Source organism: Gynurincola endophyticus (assembly GCF_003991195.1).
Lineage (GTDB): Bacteria > Bacteroidota > Bacteroidia > Chitinophagales > Chitinophagaceae > Gynurincola > Gynurincola endophyticus.
In genome coordinates this window covers 914,727-931,410 of the sequence record NZ_RCWL01000001.1, presented here as the reverse complement: position 1 = coordinate 931,410, position 16,684 = coordinate 914,727, and the positions used below count along the sequence as shown (strand labels likewise).

12 protein-coding genes are annotated in these 16,684 nt (G+C 40.3%); 6 read left to right on the top strand and 6 right to left on the bottom strand.

Annotated elements, in window-relative coordinates:
- Nucleotides 1–52: 52 nt before the first annotated feature.
- Entirely contained in the window at nt 53–997 is a 945-nt protein-coding gene (locus D9O48_RS03805; RefSeq protein ID WP_126970723.1) for an L-threonine 3-dehydrogenase, read from the bottom strand.
- Between the two features lie 175 nt (nt 998–1,172).
- Nucleotides 1,173–3,557 (bottom strand): alpha-amylase domain-containing protein, encoded by a 2,385-nt coding sequence (locus D9O48_RS03800; protein ID WP_158624807.1) that lies wholly within the window; start codon nt 3,555–3,557, stop codon nt 1,173–1,175.
- A 147-nt stretch (nt 3,558–3,704) separates the two neighbouring features.
- On the opposite strand from D9O48_RS03800, the gene kdsA reads away from it, so the two are divergent.
- On the top strand, nt 3,705–4,532 hold the full coding sequence (kdsA, locus tag D9O48_RS03795; RefSeq protein WP_126970719.1) for a 3-deoxy-8-phosphooctulonate synthase: 828 nt from the start codon (nt 3,705–3,707) through the stop codon (nt 4,530–4,532).
- A 275-nt stretch (nt 4,533–4,807) separates the two neighbouring features.
- On the opposite strand, the gene D9O48_RS03790 is transcribed toward kdsA, so the two are convergent.
- Together D9O48_RS03790 and D9O48_RS03785 are read right to left on the bottom strand one after the other, a co-directional pair.
- Nucleotides 4,808–5,800 (bottom strand): helix-turn-helix transcriptional regulator, encoded by a 993-nt coding sequence (locus D9O48_RS03790; RefSeq protein ID WP_126970717.1) that lies wholly within the window; start codon nt 5,798–5,800, stop codon nt 4,808–4,810.
- 95 nt (nt 5,801–5,895) lie between these two features.
- Nucleotides 5,896–6,117 carry a PspC domain-containing protein gene (locus D9O48_RS03785; protein ID WP_126970715.1) on the bottom strand — a complete coding sequence of 74 codons (222 nt, stop codon included), beginning with the start codon at nt 6,115–6,117 and terminating at the stop codon, nt 5,896–5,898.
- Between the two features lie 156 nt (nt 6,118–6,273).
- Between D9O48_RS03785 and D9O48_RS03780 the strand changes: the two genes are divergently transcribed.
- Together D9O48_RS03780 and D9O48_RS03775 are read left to right on the top strand one after the other, a co-directional pair.
- Nucleotides 6,274–8,538 carry an aconitate hydratase gene (locus D9O48_RS03780; RefSeq protein WP_126970713.1) on the top strand — a complete coding sequence of 755 codons (2,265 nt, stop codon included), beginning with the start codon at nt 6,274–6,276 and terminating at the stop codon, nt 8,536–8,538.
- 169 nt (nt 8,539–8,707) lie between these two features.
- Nucleotides 8,708–9,589: a bestrophin family protein gene (locus D9O48_RS03775; RefSeq protein WP_126970711.1), complete on the top strand. Its 882-nt coding sequence runs from the start codon at nt 8,708–8,710 to the stop codon at nt 9,587–9,589.
- Between the two features lie 110 nt (nt 9,590–9,699).
- Here the strand turns inward: D9O48_RS03775 and D9O48_RS03770 are convergent, their stop codons facing one another.
- Complete coding sequence (locus tag D9O48_RS03770) at nt 9,700–10,764, bottom strand: M48 family metallopeptidase (RefSeq protein ID WP_126970709.1); 1,065 nt, start codon at nt 10,762–10,764, stop codon at nt 9,700–9,702.
- A gap of 44 nt (nt 10,765–10,808) precedes the next feature.
- Between D9O48_RS03770 and D9O48_RS03765 the strand changes: the two genes are divergently transcribed.
- On the top strand, nt 10,809–12,230 hold the full coding sequence (locus tag D9O48_RS03765) for a DUF4403 family protein (protein ID WP_158624806.1): 1,422 nt from the start codon (nt 10,809–10,811) through the stop codon (nt 12,228–12,230).
- On the opposite strand, the gene D9O48_RS03760 is transcribed toward D9O48_RS03765, so the two are convergent.
- A complete protein-coding gene (locus D9O48_RS03760; RefSeq protein WP_126970705.1) occupies nt 12,210–12,593 on the bottom strand; it encodes an SET domain-containing protein in 384 nt (127 codons plus the stop codon). The two genes, D9O48_RS03765 and D9O48_RS03760, sit on opposite strands and share 21 nt — an antisense overlap.
- 92 nt (nt 12,594–12,685) lie before the next feature.
- Here D9O48_RS03760 and mgtE point away from each other — a divergent pair, with 92 nt between their 5' ends.
- On the top strand, nt 12,686–14,068 hold the full coding sequence (gene mgtE, locus D9O48_RS03755; RefSeq protein WP_233589170.1) for a magnesium transporter: 1,383 nt from the start codon (nt 12,686–12,688) through the stop codon (nt 14,066–14,068).
- 45 nt (nt 14,069–14,113) lie between these two features.
- Nucleotides 14,114–16,516: a S9 family peptidase gene (locus tag D9O48_RS03750; RefSeq protein WP_126970701.1), complete on the top strand. Its 2,403-nt coding sequence runs from the start codon at nt 14,114–14,116 to the stop codon at nt 16,514–16,516.
- The last annotated feature ends 168 nt before the right edge of the window (nt 16,517–16,684 follow it).

Genomic DNA, 16,684 nt, shown 5'->3' with positions numbered 1-16,684 from the left:
TAGTAGACTTTTATTCTTAAAACTCCGTTCCCGGTAATTTTATGTTTTTCTTTTACTTTTTAAGATTTGTCAGCATATCTGCCGTCATTCTCTGCAGGTCAAATTCATGTTTCCAGCCCCAGTCATTTCTGGCAACGGTATCATCAATGCTGGCAGGCCATGAATTGGCAATTTGCTGACGGTAGTCAGGTGCATAATCCATTGTAAAGTCAGGAATATGTTTTTTGATTTCCGCACCGATTTCTTTCGGCGAAAAACTCATCGAAGATAAGTTGTAAGAAGTTCTGATCGATATTTTATCGGCAGGCGCTTCCATTAACTCAATAGTACCTCTGATGGCATCGGGCATATACATCATCGGCAGATAAGTGTTTTCTTCAAGGAAACAGGTATATTTTTTATTTTCAATAGCTTCATTATAAATTTCCACTGCGTAGTCGGTGGTTCCTCCGCCCGGAGCTGATTTATAAGAAATCAATCCGGGATAACGGATGCTTCTGACATCTACCCCAAAGCGCTGATGATAATAATTACACCAGAACTCGCCGGCATATTTTGAAATACCATATACGGTAGTTGGTTCGATAATAGTTTGTTGAGGACAGTTATTTTTAGGGGAAGTAGGCCCAAAAACGGCAATACTTGAAGGCCAGTATACTTTATGCAGGTTTTCTTCGCGGGCAATATCCAATACATTTAACAATCCCTGCATATTCAGATTCCATGCAAGATTCGGATTTTTTTCGCCGGTAGCCGATAACATTGCTGCCAATAAATAAATCTGGGTTACATTCTGACGGATCACCTGTACGTGCAGCATTTCCTTGTTCATTACATCCATGCTTACGTAAGGACCGCTATCTTTTAATAATTGATTGGGCTCGCGTAAATCTGAAGCAATCACATTTTCTTCGCCATAAAGGTTTCTTAATGCCAGTGTTAATTCAACACCAATTTGACCGGAAGCTCCAATTACAAGAATTTTTTCTTTAGCCATAGCAACAGTTGATTAATATGCTGCAAAGGAAAGAAAAAAGCAGATTCAAAGAACAGCTTCCCCAAAAATGCAGAGAATCCTGCTACTGCTATCATAGCGGTTTACTGATAATCTCTTATTTAATTCTGCTGCTGTTCGCGATTTTAATCACGAACAGCAGCAGAAGATCGTAACGCTATAACGTTTTTACTATTTTGTAAATTTGTTGTCCTTGTTCAGATTTTAACTGTATGTAATAAGTTCCGGCCGGAATATCCTGGGCATTCCACACTATTTTATGCAAGCCCGCATCAAAGCGCTGATCTGCAATCTGAGCCACTGTTTGCCCCGATGCATTGATCACCACTAATTGAATACGTATTGATTCGCTGAGGCCGAATTGTACAGTAGTTTGCTGCACCACCGGTGATGGAAATACTACCAGGTCACTTACAATGGCGGATTCTTTTGTTTCCGTCTCAGTAGAAGTAACCATTCTTGCAGGATAGCTGGCGGTACTGATCACGCGCGGTGCTGTATAGGTAGCTTTCACCCAAACGTTCTGAGCCGGGTTAGCGGTACTGTTATTTCTCACCCTTATCTGGTAAAAACCGGTTACCGCAGGAGTATAAGTCAGTGTAAGCGTTCCTGTTCCGGTTTGTGTTGCAACGCTGCTACCGCCATTATTGTAAAGCTGAACATTCAATGAATGGGCAGGGGCGGCCGGATACAAGTTTACCACGATTGATTTGCCGGCTTCTGCAAAAACTTTTCCTACATATCGTTGCGTGGTAGATGCAGCCGGAAGTGCTCCCCCCTGTTGCAATGAACTGGCATGATTATCACCAAGGTCATTCGCCATCTCCCACTCCTGTGTAGTACTTCTTTGTACAGGAGAAAAACCTCCCGAAATACCTGCAGGCCCCCAGATCGAATAACCTCTTCTGATATTGGTACCATCCACAGGAGGAACCCAGATAGTAGCCTTACCAGTCGCATCCGTCCATATATCACTGGCATTTGCACCGGAATAATCATGCAATCTTACATTCGCACCAAAGTCAGTTTGAATGGTGGCAGACTGCCAGGTATTCCAGTTGTCATTAATACCGATGATGGCATAAGAGTTTTCAGGACCGGCATTGTATCCTCTTTCAATAATCAACAGGTCATTTGCCTGATGGCGTACTTTGTAAGAACCTTTTTTAAAATTCAATTTCTGATGACACCATATGATATTAGCAACTCCGTCTCTGACCGGTAAGTTCGCCAGCGAAGTAGGGCTATGCGAATATCTTTTTCCGGTTCCACCGATATCAAAAAGATCTTCAAAAAACACTTGGGGAGATCCGTCCACTGCAAAAGCGATAGCGTAGGCAGCTTCCAGGCGAATATCAAACGGGTCGATATGGCCTCCTCCTAATTCATTACCGGTATCCCAGCCGGTATAATTACCGTTGGCATCTTTTAAGGGGCGAAAGGTATCATGATTATTCACAAAAGGCATCGTGCGGTAGCGATTCGATTGCTGGCTGCCGGGAATATTAGAAAGATTATAAGCACCGCCACCACTAACCATATTTTTAATTTCCTGACGTAAACTAAAATCAAAAGTTCCTACCAGATCATCAGAACTTCCATTACTGTAACGTACGTCATTAATCCAGCCGTCGAGTTGTGTTTTACTACCAACATATTCTCCGATCGCCATCATCTGAGCACCGCCGTTTGCCCAACCTGCATTATATTTCAGATTCCAGATAAAATCCTGCAGTGCCCAATGAGGAAAATGTTTTACGGCATCAAACCTGAATCCGTCCATACCGGTTTGTTTCTTAAACCAGATCATCCAGTCGCGTGCCTGATTACGCATATAGTTAGACGTTTGAGAAGGATTAAAAGTAGCATTGGATGAAGAGCCGAAAGCGCCTTCATAATAACAGATATCCGGTCCGAAAAACGCCTGACACCAGTCACCGCTGGTACAATTATGTGCTGAATTTCCATGGAAATTCGGCCAGTTTTTAGGCCAACGTCCGCTACGCGCCAGGTAATTGCTGCTGCTTTCACTACTGGCCGGCGTTAAAAAGGAAACATACCTGAAATTCTTATAAGAGTTACCGTCGCCGTTACTGGCACCCGGATCACTTCCACCATCGCCGGTATTGGAACCTGCATTATCAATATGATTTAAAACAATATCCTGAATCACATCAATTCCATTGGCATGCATTACAGCTACCAGACGCAACAATTCATCTTTTGTACCCACCCGGGTTCTGAGCGAACCTTTCTGGTACTTATCGCCGAGATCATAATGATCGAAAGGAGAATAGCCATTACTATTGGTAGAACCATTTTTAACAGTGGGCGGAATCCAGACCCCATCAATTCCCAGATCTCTTAACCGGGGAGCCAGGTCGGTCAGATAATTAGCCCAGGCATTAGGATAATTACTGTTCCAGTAATCCCACCAGAAACCTTGTAAAACAACTTTACCATTCCAGGGATTTTGCGCCTGGAGGTTAAACGCAAAGAAAAGCAGGAACAAGCTTTTCCATAGGAGAATCAGCTTTTTCATATAGCAAGTTTTAGTTAATGTGTATTTTTCACACATTATAAATATATCGAAAATTTTTCGTATCTTCTAAGGATAGGGTGTACTAAAAAGTACAGGATTATCATTTTCTACACTTTTAATGCTCAGAAATCGCTGTATCTTTGAGTTATGAACAAGACATTACAATCCTTATTTTCGAATCAATCATACGATCCCGACAATTTTTTTTTAATAGCTGGCCCCTGTGTAGTAGAAAGTGAAGCGCTTTTACTGGAAGTGGCGGAGAAGGTATCCGGCATTTGCAGGCGTCTGGAAATTCCTTATGTTTTTAAGGCATCTTATCGCAAAGCCAACCGTACGAGTTTAAGTTCATTTACCGGTATTGGTGATGAAAAAGCTTTACAATTGTTAAGAGCTACCGGGGATAAATTTAATTTACCCGTTACATCCGATGTACATGCGCACGATGAATGTGCATTAGCGGCAAAATATATTGATATCCTTCAGATACCGGCTTTTTTATGCCGTCAGACGGATTTATTGATTGCAGCTGCTGAAACCGGCAAAATTGTGAATGTTAAGAAAGGACAGTTTTTAAGCGGCCCTTCTATGAAATTTGCCGTAGAAAAAATACAAAATGCGGGTAATGAAAATATTATTCTGACTGAGCGTGGAACTACTTTCGGTTATCAGGATCTGGTAGTTGACTATCGCAATATTCCATGGATGCAGGCACATGGTGTGCCTGTGGTAATGGACTGTACACACAGTTTGCAGCAACCAAATCAGACTTCAGGTATAACCGGCGGAAATCCTGAACTTATCGGAACTATTGCAAAAGCAGCAATTGCTGCTGGTGCAAATGGTTTATTCATAGAAACACACCCTGATCCTGCCCGTGCGTTGAGTGATGGTGCGAATATGTTACGCCTTGATTTACTGGAAGGGTTATTAGAACAATTGGTGAAACTCAGAAAAGCAGTAGTTAGTTTATAGCATAGTGGTCGGTGTGGCACCATTTAATATAAAAATACCCCTCCATCCCTAATGGGAAGGAGGGGTAAGTTGTTTTCAAGGAATGCTACATAAGTACTTTTTTAAACCCTCATGTGTGCATCATGTAGCTGTTGGATTAAAAACGGGACTATAAAGGTTATCGTAGTGCCCTTAAAGTAAAAGTAGTCTAATACGGAAATATAATGCAACCGTTTGCGCTCAAAATTTATCCATATACGGTAAATCTTATACGAAATGATTTCGTATAAAATTGATTATAAGGTAGCTAAAAGCTGGCTGGGCAGGATACCAAACTCTTTTTTAAACGCTATGGTAAAGTTACTTAAGTTAGAATAGCCCAGTTCCATGGCAACTTCTTTTACAGAAAATCGTCCTGTTAACAATTTATCCTGAGCGGCCTGCATTCTGGTGCGTTGATAATACTCGTAGATGGGTGCACCATACATCACTTTAAAATCTTTCTTCAATTTTGATTCGCTGATAGCCACCATTTTAGCCAGTTGCTGAATGGAAGGGGCAGGTTGAAAGATATCTTTCGTAAGAATATGTTCTACACGCATTACACGGTCAATATCTTCCTGCGAAAGCGGTACTCTGAAAGCAGGATTTTTCATCTTTTCGTAGATCAAAGTAAAGAACCGTTCTCCCAGCAGCATAATTCGGTTAGTGATGATAGTCATATACATATGATTAGACGGTTCAGTTTCATAGATTGAATCCATCCATCTCTTAAACTTCGAGTCTAATGGCATAATCGTAAAGTTCTCTACTCTGAGTGAAATATATGTAGTGAGTACATCCTCCACCTTACTCAGATCAAGATATTTTCGTAAAAATTCTTTATCAAATAAGATGTGAACACCTTTGCAATGGCTGCCTTTCGTACCCATGTATGACCAATCGAACAAAGAAGAAGTGAGATAGGCTATATTTCGGCTTGTATTGGTTTCTCTGATTTTTTCGTCATCGATGGTGATGATCATAGAATCGGGAATAACCAATTCATCAAAACGCAATGTATAAAACTCTGTTTCATTTTTATGCCGGGCATACCTCCAGTCTTGATTAAACTTAATATCAAAGATATGCACCTGCAACCCGTTGGGGAGATTCAGATACATGCTGTATCCGTCTGCTACCTCCTCAGGGAAGGTAAACCGGTTGTCAACGATCGGAACATTCAATTGGCTGGCCATATCTTTGACCATCTGTTCGTATCGTGTGTGGCTAATATCAAACTGGAACACTATGTTAAATGTTTTTTGTAGTGCCTGAAAAAATTGTACCAGTAAGAATGGTTAAAAGACCGTTAACGGGTCAGAACTAAATTTTAGCAAAAATTTCACTCGTAGTAGATGGGATTGCGCCTTTTAGACTGGATAGATCGTTTCATATCCAACCAAAATGCCAGAATAAAATAAATAATCAAAGGTGAACCCATAGTCAGGAGTGATATGTAAACAAACCAGGTTCTGATACGCGATGTAGCAATACCCAGTTTATCACCAATTTTGGTGCAAACACCAAAAACTTGCCATTCAATAAAGTTACGAAATCGGTTCATACTACTAATTTAAAAAAAATTAAAACAAAATCAAGTAGTGTTTGGTTATATCTGTAAGCAGTTTTTTAGGTAAATTTACACTACTCTGAAAAAGTCACTCCACAATGCCCACAGGGTGTTGGTAATCATATAGAAAAAAAATCTAAAATTATTATCATGGTTTTTGATCTGGAATTAATTAAGAAAGTGTATGCGGAAATGCCGGGAAAAGTGGATGCTGCCCGAAAATTAACTGGTAAACCGCTGACGCTGGCAGAAAAGATTTTGTACTCCCACCTTTTTAATCCGCCGGCACAGGCATATGTTCGTGGTAAAGATTATGTAGATTTTGCACCTGACCGTGTAGCGATGCAAGACGCTACCGCACAGATGGCATTATTACAGTTTATGACCTGTGGAAGAGCAAAAGTGGCCGTACCTTCAACAGTACACTGCGACCACTTAATTCAAGCAAAAACAGGTGCAGTTACAGACTTACAAAATGCGTTAGATACAAACAAAGAGGTATATGACTTCCTGGCGTCTATCTCTAACAAATATGGTATTGGCTTCTGGAAGCCTGGTGCAGGTATCATTCACCAGGTGGTGTTGGAAAATTATGCCTTTCCCGGCGGTATGATGATTGGTACCGACTCTCACACGCCCAATGCCGGCGGTTTGGGAATGGTAGCAATCGGTGTGGGTGGTGCTGATGCCGTTGACGTAATGGCCGGCCTTCCATGGGAATTGAAAATGCCTAAATTAATCGGCGTGAAGTTAACTGGTAGAATGAATGGTTGGACTTCAGCTAAAGACGTTATCTTAAAAGTGGCTGGTATTTTAACCGTAAAAGGTGGTACTGGTGCAATCGTAGAATATTTTGGTGAAGGTGCAGATACTTTAAGTGCAACCGGTAAGGGTACCATTTGTAATATGGGAGCTGAAATCGGTGCAACCTGCTCACTTTTCGCCTATGACGAAAGAATGGCAGCTTACCTGAAAGCTACCGAAAGAACTGAGGTAGCAGCATTGGCAGATGGCGTAAAAGACTACTTACGTCCTGATGCTGAAGTATATGCAAACCCTGAATTATATTACGATCAGTTAATTGAGATCGATTTAAGTCAATTAGAACCGCACGTTAACGGACCATTCACTCCGGACCTTGCATGGCCTATTTCTAAATTCGCACAAGCTGTTAAAGAAAATAACTGGCCTGAACGTCTGGAAGTTGCTTTAATCGGATCTTGTACCAACTCTTCTTACGAAGATATCAGCCGTTCCGCTTCCTTAGCGCAACAGGCAGTAGACAAGAACTTAAAAGCGAAAGCAGAGTTCACAATTACTCCGGGTTCAGAATTAGTAAGATATACAATTGAAAAAGACGGTTTCTTAAATACTTTCGATAAAATAGGTGGCATTGTTTTAGCCAATGCCTGCGGACCCTGCATCGGCCAATGGGCGCGTCACATTGATGACCCTAATCGTAAGAACTCTATCATCACTTCGTTCAACCGTAACTTCGCAAAACGGAATGATGGTTTGGCTTCTACACACGCATTTGTTGCTTCTCCTGAAATCGTTACGGCTTTTGCGATCGCCGGTGACTTAACATTCAACCCGTTAACCGACAAGTTGATCAATGAAGACGGTAAAGAAGTAATGTTAGATGAACCTACAGGTGTTGAATTACCACCAACAGGTTTCGCAGTAGAAGATGCCGGTTACCAGGCTCCCGCAGCTGACGGTAGCAACGTTCAGGTACAAGTGAGTCCTGATTCTCAACGTCTTCAACTATTAGAACCATTTACTGCATGGGAAGGTACCGACCTGAAAGGCTTGAAATTATTAATCAAAGCCAAAGGGAAATGTACGACCGACCATATTTCAATGGCCGGCCCCTGGTTAAAGTTCCGCGGCCACCTCGATAATATATCCAACAACATGCTGATCGGCGCAGTAAACTACTTCAATGATAAAACAGATACGGTGAAAAACCAGTTAACCGGTGATTATGGAGCAGTACCTGCCACACAGCGTTCTTATAAAGCTGCCGGTATCGGTTCTGTGGTAGTAGGAGACGAAAACTATGGTGAAGGTTCAAGCCGCGAACACGCTGCAATGGAGCCTCGACATTTAGGAGTCAGAGCAATCATTGTACGTAGTTTCGCCCGTATCCACGAAACCAACCTTAAAAAACAAGGTATGTTAGCATTAACTTTTGCTAACAAAGAAGATTATGATAAAATTCAGGAAAATGACCGCATTGACATCAATGGCTTAAATCAATTTGCTCCCGGAAGTACAATCACCATGGTTCTGAATCATGAAGACGGTACCAAAGACGAAGTGATTTTAAACCACACTTACAATGAACAACAAATCGAGTGGTTCAAAGCAGGTGGTGCGTTGAATGTTATTCGTGCTTCTTTTGCAAAATAGTTTATAGGCAGGATTGACACCCACCTGCATTAAAATTTTAAAATACCCCGCCCCCGGAGATTAAACATCTGGGGGCTTTTTTATCTTTGTCCGGTTAAGCTACTCCGCCTTTCGGGATGACTCGTTTTACCATACCTGCGGAATAGCTAATTCATTTTAACACATTTATATGTTAGCGTATAATACGAAAGATTGGTTAGGTACAATTTTCAGATTTGACAGAAATGATACTTTACAGAAGCTCTGGCCACTGATATTATTAATCTGTTTTCTAACCTGGGGTATTGCCTATCTTGAGTTTCATTATATCAGAGCATCTGAGTCGCAATATCTCAAGAATCTGAATCAGATGCATACGCTATTGAGCTTTGCTATTTCCATGTTACTGGTATTTCGTACCAATACTGCTTACGACAGATGGTGGGAAGGCCGTAAACATTGGGGAACACTTGTAAATGTAAGCCGTAATCTGGCAATAAAACTGAATGCTTTTTTAGTACCTGATGATCAGGTTAACCGCAAGTACTTTGCGAAACTGATTCCGATGTATTCGGCTATACTCGCCCGTCACCTGCATGCAGAATCAACCCGTCTGGCTCTGGATGAGAAAGAACATCCTGAATTAGCAGGTATTTCTGATGCACACCACCAGCCTAATATGATTGCCGGGTTAATTACCCAAAGAGTTAATAAATTATATATTGATAAATTAATCACCGGCGACCAGCTGATTTTGTTAAATAACGAAATCACTTCTTTCACTGATGTATGTGGTGCCTGTGAAAGGATAAAGAATACACCCATTCCCTATTCATATAGTTCTTTTCTGAAAAAATTCATTGTAATTTTTGTAGCCACGCTCCCGATAGCACTTGCATTCAGTCTGGGCTATTATGCCATTCCCGTAGTTGGCTTTATCTTTTATGTTTTAGCCAGCTTAGAGTTGATCGCAGAAGAAATTGAAGATCCGTTTGGTAAAGACCTGAACGATTTACCAATTCATAAAATGTCCGAAAATATTAAACAAAAGGTGGTGGAGATATTGGTTTAATTATGCGAAGATGTTTGACCTCTTCGAGGTCATTATACACGCTGACAAATAAATATACATTTATTCTATACTACACCAATCCCGAAGGGGTCGTATATCTCTGACACGGGTTACCAGGACTGTCGGAATGTTTTAAACAAACTGTCGAGTGTTTCTTTTTTAACGGTTACAGACCCAGGATATTCCTGCATCAATTTTTCTACCTGCTGAATACGAATTTCAGGTATGGGGTGGGTACTTAAAAAGTTCACAGCTTGTTTATCCCCCTCTTCTCTTTTCAGAATGTTTACCAAATCTAACATTCCCCGGGTATCAATACCTGAGCTGAACATCATAACAACACCGTTTTTATCAGCTTCCGATTCGAGTTCTCTGCCATACGACAATCCCTGCAACATATCAGCCTGATTAGCTAATGCCCCTACAATACCTGCATCACCTCCGGTAATAATCATCCACCATAAAGAATTTGAAGCTTTTCTGAAAATTCCTTTTAATGAATGCTTGAAAGCGATATGTGATACTTCATGTGCCAATAAAGCTGCCAACTCTTCGGCACGCTGCATTTTTTCAACAATGCCTCTGTACACTACCACATTTCCACCCGGAATGGCAAATGCATTCACCACGGGTTCATCCACCCAGTATAATTGAACGGGATAGTCAACCTTAAAACCCAGTTCATTATAAAAAGCCTGTAATTGAGCAGATTTAGCGGTATCAATTTTTAAAGAACTTTTCATTCCGGCAAACATTTCTTCTCCCAACTGTATTTCATATTCTTTCGGAAAACTTTCTGCCGCTTTTTCTCCCATCCAGGGTACCACACTTCGGAAAAACAGGTAAATAATTAATCCGATGATCGCAAAAAAGCCGATGATTCTGAGAGCAATACTCATATACACCACCGGGATACCCCAATTAGTTCTTTTATATAGTTGATACGATTTCTGTATTTGTTGAATAACTTTGTCGTCTGAAATAATTAAAATACCTTCTGCCGGATGCTGAACTTCTAAGCGCCCGTATTCAGGTTTTAATACAACATTTTCTAATAACCAATGCTTCTGCTGAGTTCCCTGAATAATGGTAATAGTAACTTTTGAAAGGATGACTTCTACCTGCTCTTGCGATTTACCGGGGTTTTCAGAATAAAGTGCAGTGATTTTTGACATCTTTATACTTTTGGCGTAATTTAAAAAAAATGTGTAGATATTTTATGAAATGGTTTAACATTTTTCTCGTTGGTTTATTAGCAATATCCTGCGGTAGTTCAAAGAAAACACAAAGCACGGTTTCAACTATTCCTGAGAAGCCGGAGCACTATGAAACAGTACCGATTTCAACATTTAGTGTACCCATTGCATTAAACATTAAACCATTGCTGGCAGTTGTTGAAAAAGAGAATGACCCGAACTTTACCAGCGATAAATGGCCGAACTTCGACGAAGATGATTGTTTCAGGTATAAATATCGTTTTACCAGATCGCCCTTTAAAGTTTCTGCTCAAAACAATCATATTAAGGTGGAGTTTCAAGGCAGGTATCAGATAGCTGGTAGTAAAGCACTCTGTGTATTAGGCAAAAAGGTTGGCCCCTGGGTAACCGGCAGCTGTGGTTTTGATGGAGAAGCGCTGCGGAGAGTAAACCTTGAAATAGCCTCAGATATCAGAATACTGCCTTCTCACCACGTTTATTCAAAAACTTATTTATCCAAAATAAATCCGATTGACAAGTGTGAGATCACCGTCATGCAAACAGATATTACTTCAGTAATAATGGATAGCATTAAAAGCAGTATCAACGGATATGCACAAACGATAGACCAACTGGTTTCCGACATTAACCAATCTCCTTATTTCGAAAAATGGAGAAAGAAGAAAATACATGCTTTGGGTATCGATAATTACGGTTTTCTGGTAATTCAACCACAGCATTACAACTTATCACCTTTTCAGATCAGAAATGATTCTTTACTGCTGAGCGTGGGTTTTACAGGTCGTAATTACTTTTTTTCTGATACGCTTCATTACCCGTCTTCTTATCAGTTACCGATGCTGACAAATTATGATGAACCCGCAGGCATCGATGCATATCTTGATATTCAGTATGCTTATGATTCATTGGTAAAGATATTAAAAGACAGTATCGGAAATAAACCTTATACTTTAGATGGAAAAACCTTTGTTGTAAATGATATTCAGTTAAAATCGAATAATAACAATATTGATATCCGGATTGATTTTAGCGGATACAAAAACGGATCTATTCAAATTACCGGAAAACCGGAACTCGATACGGCCCAACAGGTTTTAAAACTTTCTAAAATGAAAGCGAATTTATCTTCGAAGGATATCCTGTTGAAGATAGCCGGCCGATGGATTGAAAAAACAATTGTTAAAGAAGTGAGCGGAATGGCAATGATCGATATAAAAAAGCTGATGGCTGAAGAAAAAGAGTCTATAGAGAAAACAATGTATCAGGAACTGATGCCCGGTATTTTCTCTACCGGGTCTATCGAAAGTATCAAAGTGGTAGGTTTGATCTGCCGTGAAAAGGATCTCCGCCTGCAGGTAAAATTAAAAGGAGATATAAAAATCAAAGGTACGCTGACTCCTGCTTTACTGAGCTGGAAACCATAACGGTGTGGTATCATTCCAATTTCCATTATAATTTACATACAACTGTTCGCCTTCTTCGATCAGGCGAACAGTTTTTATAGTCATGGTGGATGTTTCAAAATCCATTTCGTATTCACAGTTTGATTGATAAGAATGATTATAAACAGCACAATATCCCAGTGCTAAACAACATTGATCCAACTTATATCCCCATTCGTGTATGTAATCGTGTAAAGTAGTTTGATCTAATAACTTTCTTTCTTCCTGGCTCATTACAATAACCGGTGATACTTCTACGATGGTATTGGCAGCAATAGTCTCTCTGGTGTAGACTCCTCTACCCATATTGGGGGTATTTTCGATATATAAACTATAATAAATCATTGGTCTGATATTCTCAAACAAAGTAACATTAAATTTTATGATTGCAAGCGTTTGAATTTTCTCAAAGAAACCGGTATTTTTGAAACATGGCAATGGACCAACATATTGATCAATTATTGGAGCAATTCGAAGTTTTAGTGCAGCAGGAAGATGTGCTGGCTATTCGTGAGTTTTTAAACGACCAGAACATCAGTGATGTAGCCGAACTGATTCATGAAATGCCTGACTATGAAAGTCAGATCATTAGCCATATGAGCGTACACCGCGCATCGAGTGTATTTAAAATTCTGGATCTGACTGAGCAAAAAAGCATTATTCAGGCACTACCGCCTTTTAAAACCGCTGAACTACTCAATGAACTGCCTGCCGATGACCGTACTTCATTTCTGGAAGAACTACCCTCAGAAGTAGTAAAGGAGCTCATTAAATTACTAGACCCCGAAGAAAGAAAGATCACGCTTTCCCTGCTTGGCTATCCGGAAGGCTCGGTAGGACGTTTGATGACGCCCGATTATATTGCCGTACAGGTAGACTGGACCATGGATGAGGTACTGGCCTATATCCGCGAAGAAGGTAAAAACTCCGAAACCATCGACGTAATTTATATCGTTAATGAAAAAGGTGAATTTGTTGATGATATCCGGATCAGAGAAGTTATTCTCACCTCACCCACCAAAAAAGTTGGTGAAATTATCGATCACCGCTATATCACCTTAAATGCAAACGACGACCAGGAGGTAGCCAACGAAATATTCAAAATGAATAACAGAGTGGCATTACCCGTGGTTGATGATAAAGGATTATTACTGGGTATCGTTACCATTGATGACGTTTTATGGGTAGCCAGTGAAGAGTTTTCTGAAGACATGCAGAAAATCGGTGGTACCGAAGCATTGAACGAACCCTATCTGGAAATGCCACTTTTGAAACTCTTTAAAAAGAGAGTGGTATGGCTGGTGGTATTATTTCTGGGTGAAATGCTGACCGCTACTGCCATGGGTTATTTTGAAGATGAAATAGCGAAAGCTGTTGTACTGGCATTATTTGTTCCGCTCATTATTTCGAGCGGTGGTAATAGCGGATCACAGGCATCTACGCTGATTATCCAGGCAATGGCTGTAGGTGAAATCACTTTACATGACTGGTGGCGAATCCTCAAAAGAGAATTGGCATCGGGCTTATTACTGGGTGGTGTATTGGGATTAATCGGTTTTCTTAGAGTAATCGGCTGGAATATGGTGTTTCATACCTATGGAGACCACACTTTGCCGATTGCATTTACTATAGGATTCTCATTGCTGGGAGTTGTGCTCTGGGGTACACTTTCCGGATCGATGTTACCGATTGTTTTAAAAAGACTGGGAGCTGACCCTGCCACTTCTTCAGCCCCATTTGTAGCAACGCTGGTAGATGTTACCGGTTTGATCATCTATTTTTCAACCGCCTATATATTTTTAAGAGGTATCTTATTGTAATGTCCCTTTTTTTCATGAATTTCACTATAGCAAAACAACGGCTTCATGAAAAAATTACTTTTTGTAAGCGCATTAACTTTGTCTGCACAGTTAATATTCGCTCAAACCTCAACTTTATCTGTGGAGAAAATCATGAAAGATCCTAAGTGGATCGGTTATTCTCCTTCCGGTTTAAGCTGGACTAATAATGGACTTTTAACTTTTTCCTGGAATGCAGAAAATTTTCCCGGTGATTCTACTTATTATGTAGATACTAAAAGTTTTCAACCCCAAAAAGCAAACGTATATCAACGTCAGGATTTTCTGAATGCTCAACAGGTTCAATACAATCAGGCCGGCACTCAGTTCATCTATCTGAAAAACGGAAATATTGTTTTAGGCGAAAAAAAGAGCGGTAAAACAACCTTTGTTACACAAATTGTAGATCAGGTATCTAATATCCGCTTTACCCATAACGATACAAAAATCACTTATCAATATGGCCAGAATCTGTATAGCTGGGAAATAGCCACCGGCATTACTACCCAACTTACTAACTTCAGTTCAGGTGGGAATGTAGAAGTACCCGGAAGAGGGGGTATGCCCGCACGTCAGAATACCGGTAATGCAGCAAAAGCAAACGAACAGGAAGAGTGGGTGAGCAAAGATGCACTTAGATTATCAGAAGTGTTACAAGAAAGAAAAGCAAACAAAGAAGCTACAGCTGAGGCACGTAAATCATACCCCAAAGCAGAAACGCTGAGAAATATTTCAACTCAGGGAAAAATGTTGAGTGCCGTATCTGTTAGCAATACCGGTAAATATGTAAGCTACCGCCTTACACAATCGGCTACTAACAAAAACACACTGGTTCCTGATTATGTAACCGAGTCAGGTTATGTTTCAAACCTGAATGGCCGCCCTAAAGTTGGTACGATTCCTTCTACCAGTGAATTTTATATCTGGAATACCGAACTGGATTCTATCATCGTTTTTCCGGTGAAAGACCTTCCCGGTATTACAGAGCTGCCCGATTACGTAAAAGATTATCCTGAAAAATATGCTAAAGACCTAAAAACGCCTCCTACCAGATTGGTAAATGTTCAATCAATTGTTTGGAGTACACAGGGTAACAAAGCAATTATTGAAATCAGATCGGTTGATAATAAAGATCGTTGGTTAGTCTTATTTGAAGACGGCATTTTCAAAAATATAGACCGTCAACGTGATGAGGCATGGATTGCAGGCCCTGGCATCAGTGGCTTTGGAGGCAGGCATATCGGATTTCTGGATGACAACACCATCTACTTCCAGTCTGAGACAACCGGATACTCACACCTGTACACTTATGATATAGCCGGTAACCGAAAAAAACCTTTAACACAAGGAAAGTATGAAGTATTGAATGCTCAGCTATCAAAAGATAAAAAACATTTTTACATTACGACTAATGAGATACATCCGGGAGAACAACACCTGTATAAACTAGAGATCAGTTCCGGAAAACAAACTAAACTGACTTCTATGACCGGTGCACATCAGGCGAGTATTTCTCCTGATGAAAAATGGATAGCTTATACTTATTCTTACAGTACCAAACCATGGGAACTGTATATTCAGGAAAACAAACCGGGCGCAGTTCCAAAACAGATCACCCACCTTGCGCAAACGGCAGACTTCAAATCATACCAATGGAGAGATCCGGAAGTAGTGACTATTAAAGCGAATGACGGAGAGATGATCTACGGTAGATTATATACTCCGAAAAATGCTCATTCGTCTAAACCGGCTGTTATTTTTGTACACGGAGCAGGTTATTTACAGAATGCGCATAAATGGTGGAGCTCATACTTCAGAGAGTATATGTTTCATAACTTATTGGCAGATTTAGGTTATACCGTGTTAGACATTGATTACAGAGGAAGTGCAGGTTATGGCAGAAACTGGAGAACCGGAATTTACCGTCATATGGGAGGGAAAGACCTGTCAGACCATGTGGACGCAGCCAACTGGTTAGTAAAAGAAAAAGGCGTTAATGCAAAAAACATAGGTATCTACGGTGGTTCATACGGTGGATTTATTACTCTGATGGCATTGTTTAACGAACCGGAAACCTTTAAATCAGGGGCGGCGTTACGCTCAGTAACCGATTGGGCGCATTACAATCATGGCTATACTGCCAATATATTAAACGAACCTCATAAAGACAGCCTTAGTTATGCTAAGTCATCACCCATTAACTTTGCTGAAGGTTTAAAAGGTTATTTACTGATGTGTCATGGTATGGTAGATGTGAACGTTCAGTTTCAAGATATCGTCAGACTCAGTCAGAGACTGATTGAATTAGGAAAAGATAATTGGGAATTAGCGGTTTATCCGATGGAAGACCACGGCTTTGTTGAACCGAGCAGCTGGACGGACGAGTATAAGCGTATACTGAAGTTATTTGAAACAACGCTCAAACAATAAAAGCTCAAAAAAGTTTAAAATAAAACAACACTAAAAAACCTTGATTATTAGTAATAATCAAGGTTTTTTTATGCATTAATTGCATGCTTTTTGTACAACAAAATGCATCTTTTTAATTAAAATAAAGAGCCCCGCTCTTCGTTTATCATTATCTCTGCGTTTTTTTGC

Excerpts from the sequence above, each read along its gene's own strand:
- D9O48_RS03805 (WP_126970723.1), bottom strand. The coding sequence starts at position 997 with ATGGCTAAAGAAAAAATTCTTGTAATTGGAGCTTCCGGTCAAATTGGT.
- D9O48_RS03800 (WP_158624807.1), bottom strand. The coding sequence starts at position 3,557 with ATGAAAAAGCTGATTCTCCTATGGAAAAGCTTGTTCCTGCTTTTCTTT.
- kdsA (WP_126970719.1), top strand. The coding sequence starts at position 3,705 with ATGAACAAGACATTACAATCCTTATTTTCGAATCAATCATACGATCCC.
- D9O48_RS03785 (WP_126970715.1), bottom strand. The coding sequence starts at position 6,117 with ATGAACCGATTTCGTAACTTTATTGAATGGCAAGTTTTTGGTGTTTGC.
- D9O48_RS03780 (WP_126970713.1), top strand. The coding sequence starts at position 6,274 with ATGGTTTTTGATCTGGAATTAATTAAGAAAGTGTATGCGGAAATGCCG.
- D9O48_RS03775 (WP_126970711.1), top strand. The coding sequence starts at position 8,708 with ATGTTAGCGTATAATACGAAAGATTGGTTAGGTACAATTTTCAGATTT.
- D9O48_RS03770 (WP_126970709.1), bottom strand. The coding sequence starts at position 10,764 with ATGTCAAAAATCACTGCACTTTATTCTGAAAACCCCGGTAAATCGCAA.
- D9O48_RS03765 (WP_158624806.1), top strand. The coding sequence starts at position 10,809 with ATGAAATGGTTTAACATTTTTCTCGTTGGTTTATTAGCAATATCCTGC.
- D9O48_RS03760 (WP_126970705.1), bottom strand. The coding sequence starts at position 12,593 with ATGATTTATTATAGTTTATATATCGAAAATACCCCCAATATGGGTAGA.
- mgtE (WP_233589170.1), top strand. The coding sequence starts at position 12,686 with ATGGACCAACATATTGATCAATTATTGGAGCAATTCGAAGTTTTAGTG.
- D9O48_RS03750 (WP_126970701.1), top strand. The coding sequence starts at position 14,114 with ATGAAAAAATTACTTTTTGTAAGCGCATTAACTTTGTCTGCACAGTTA.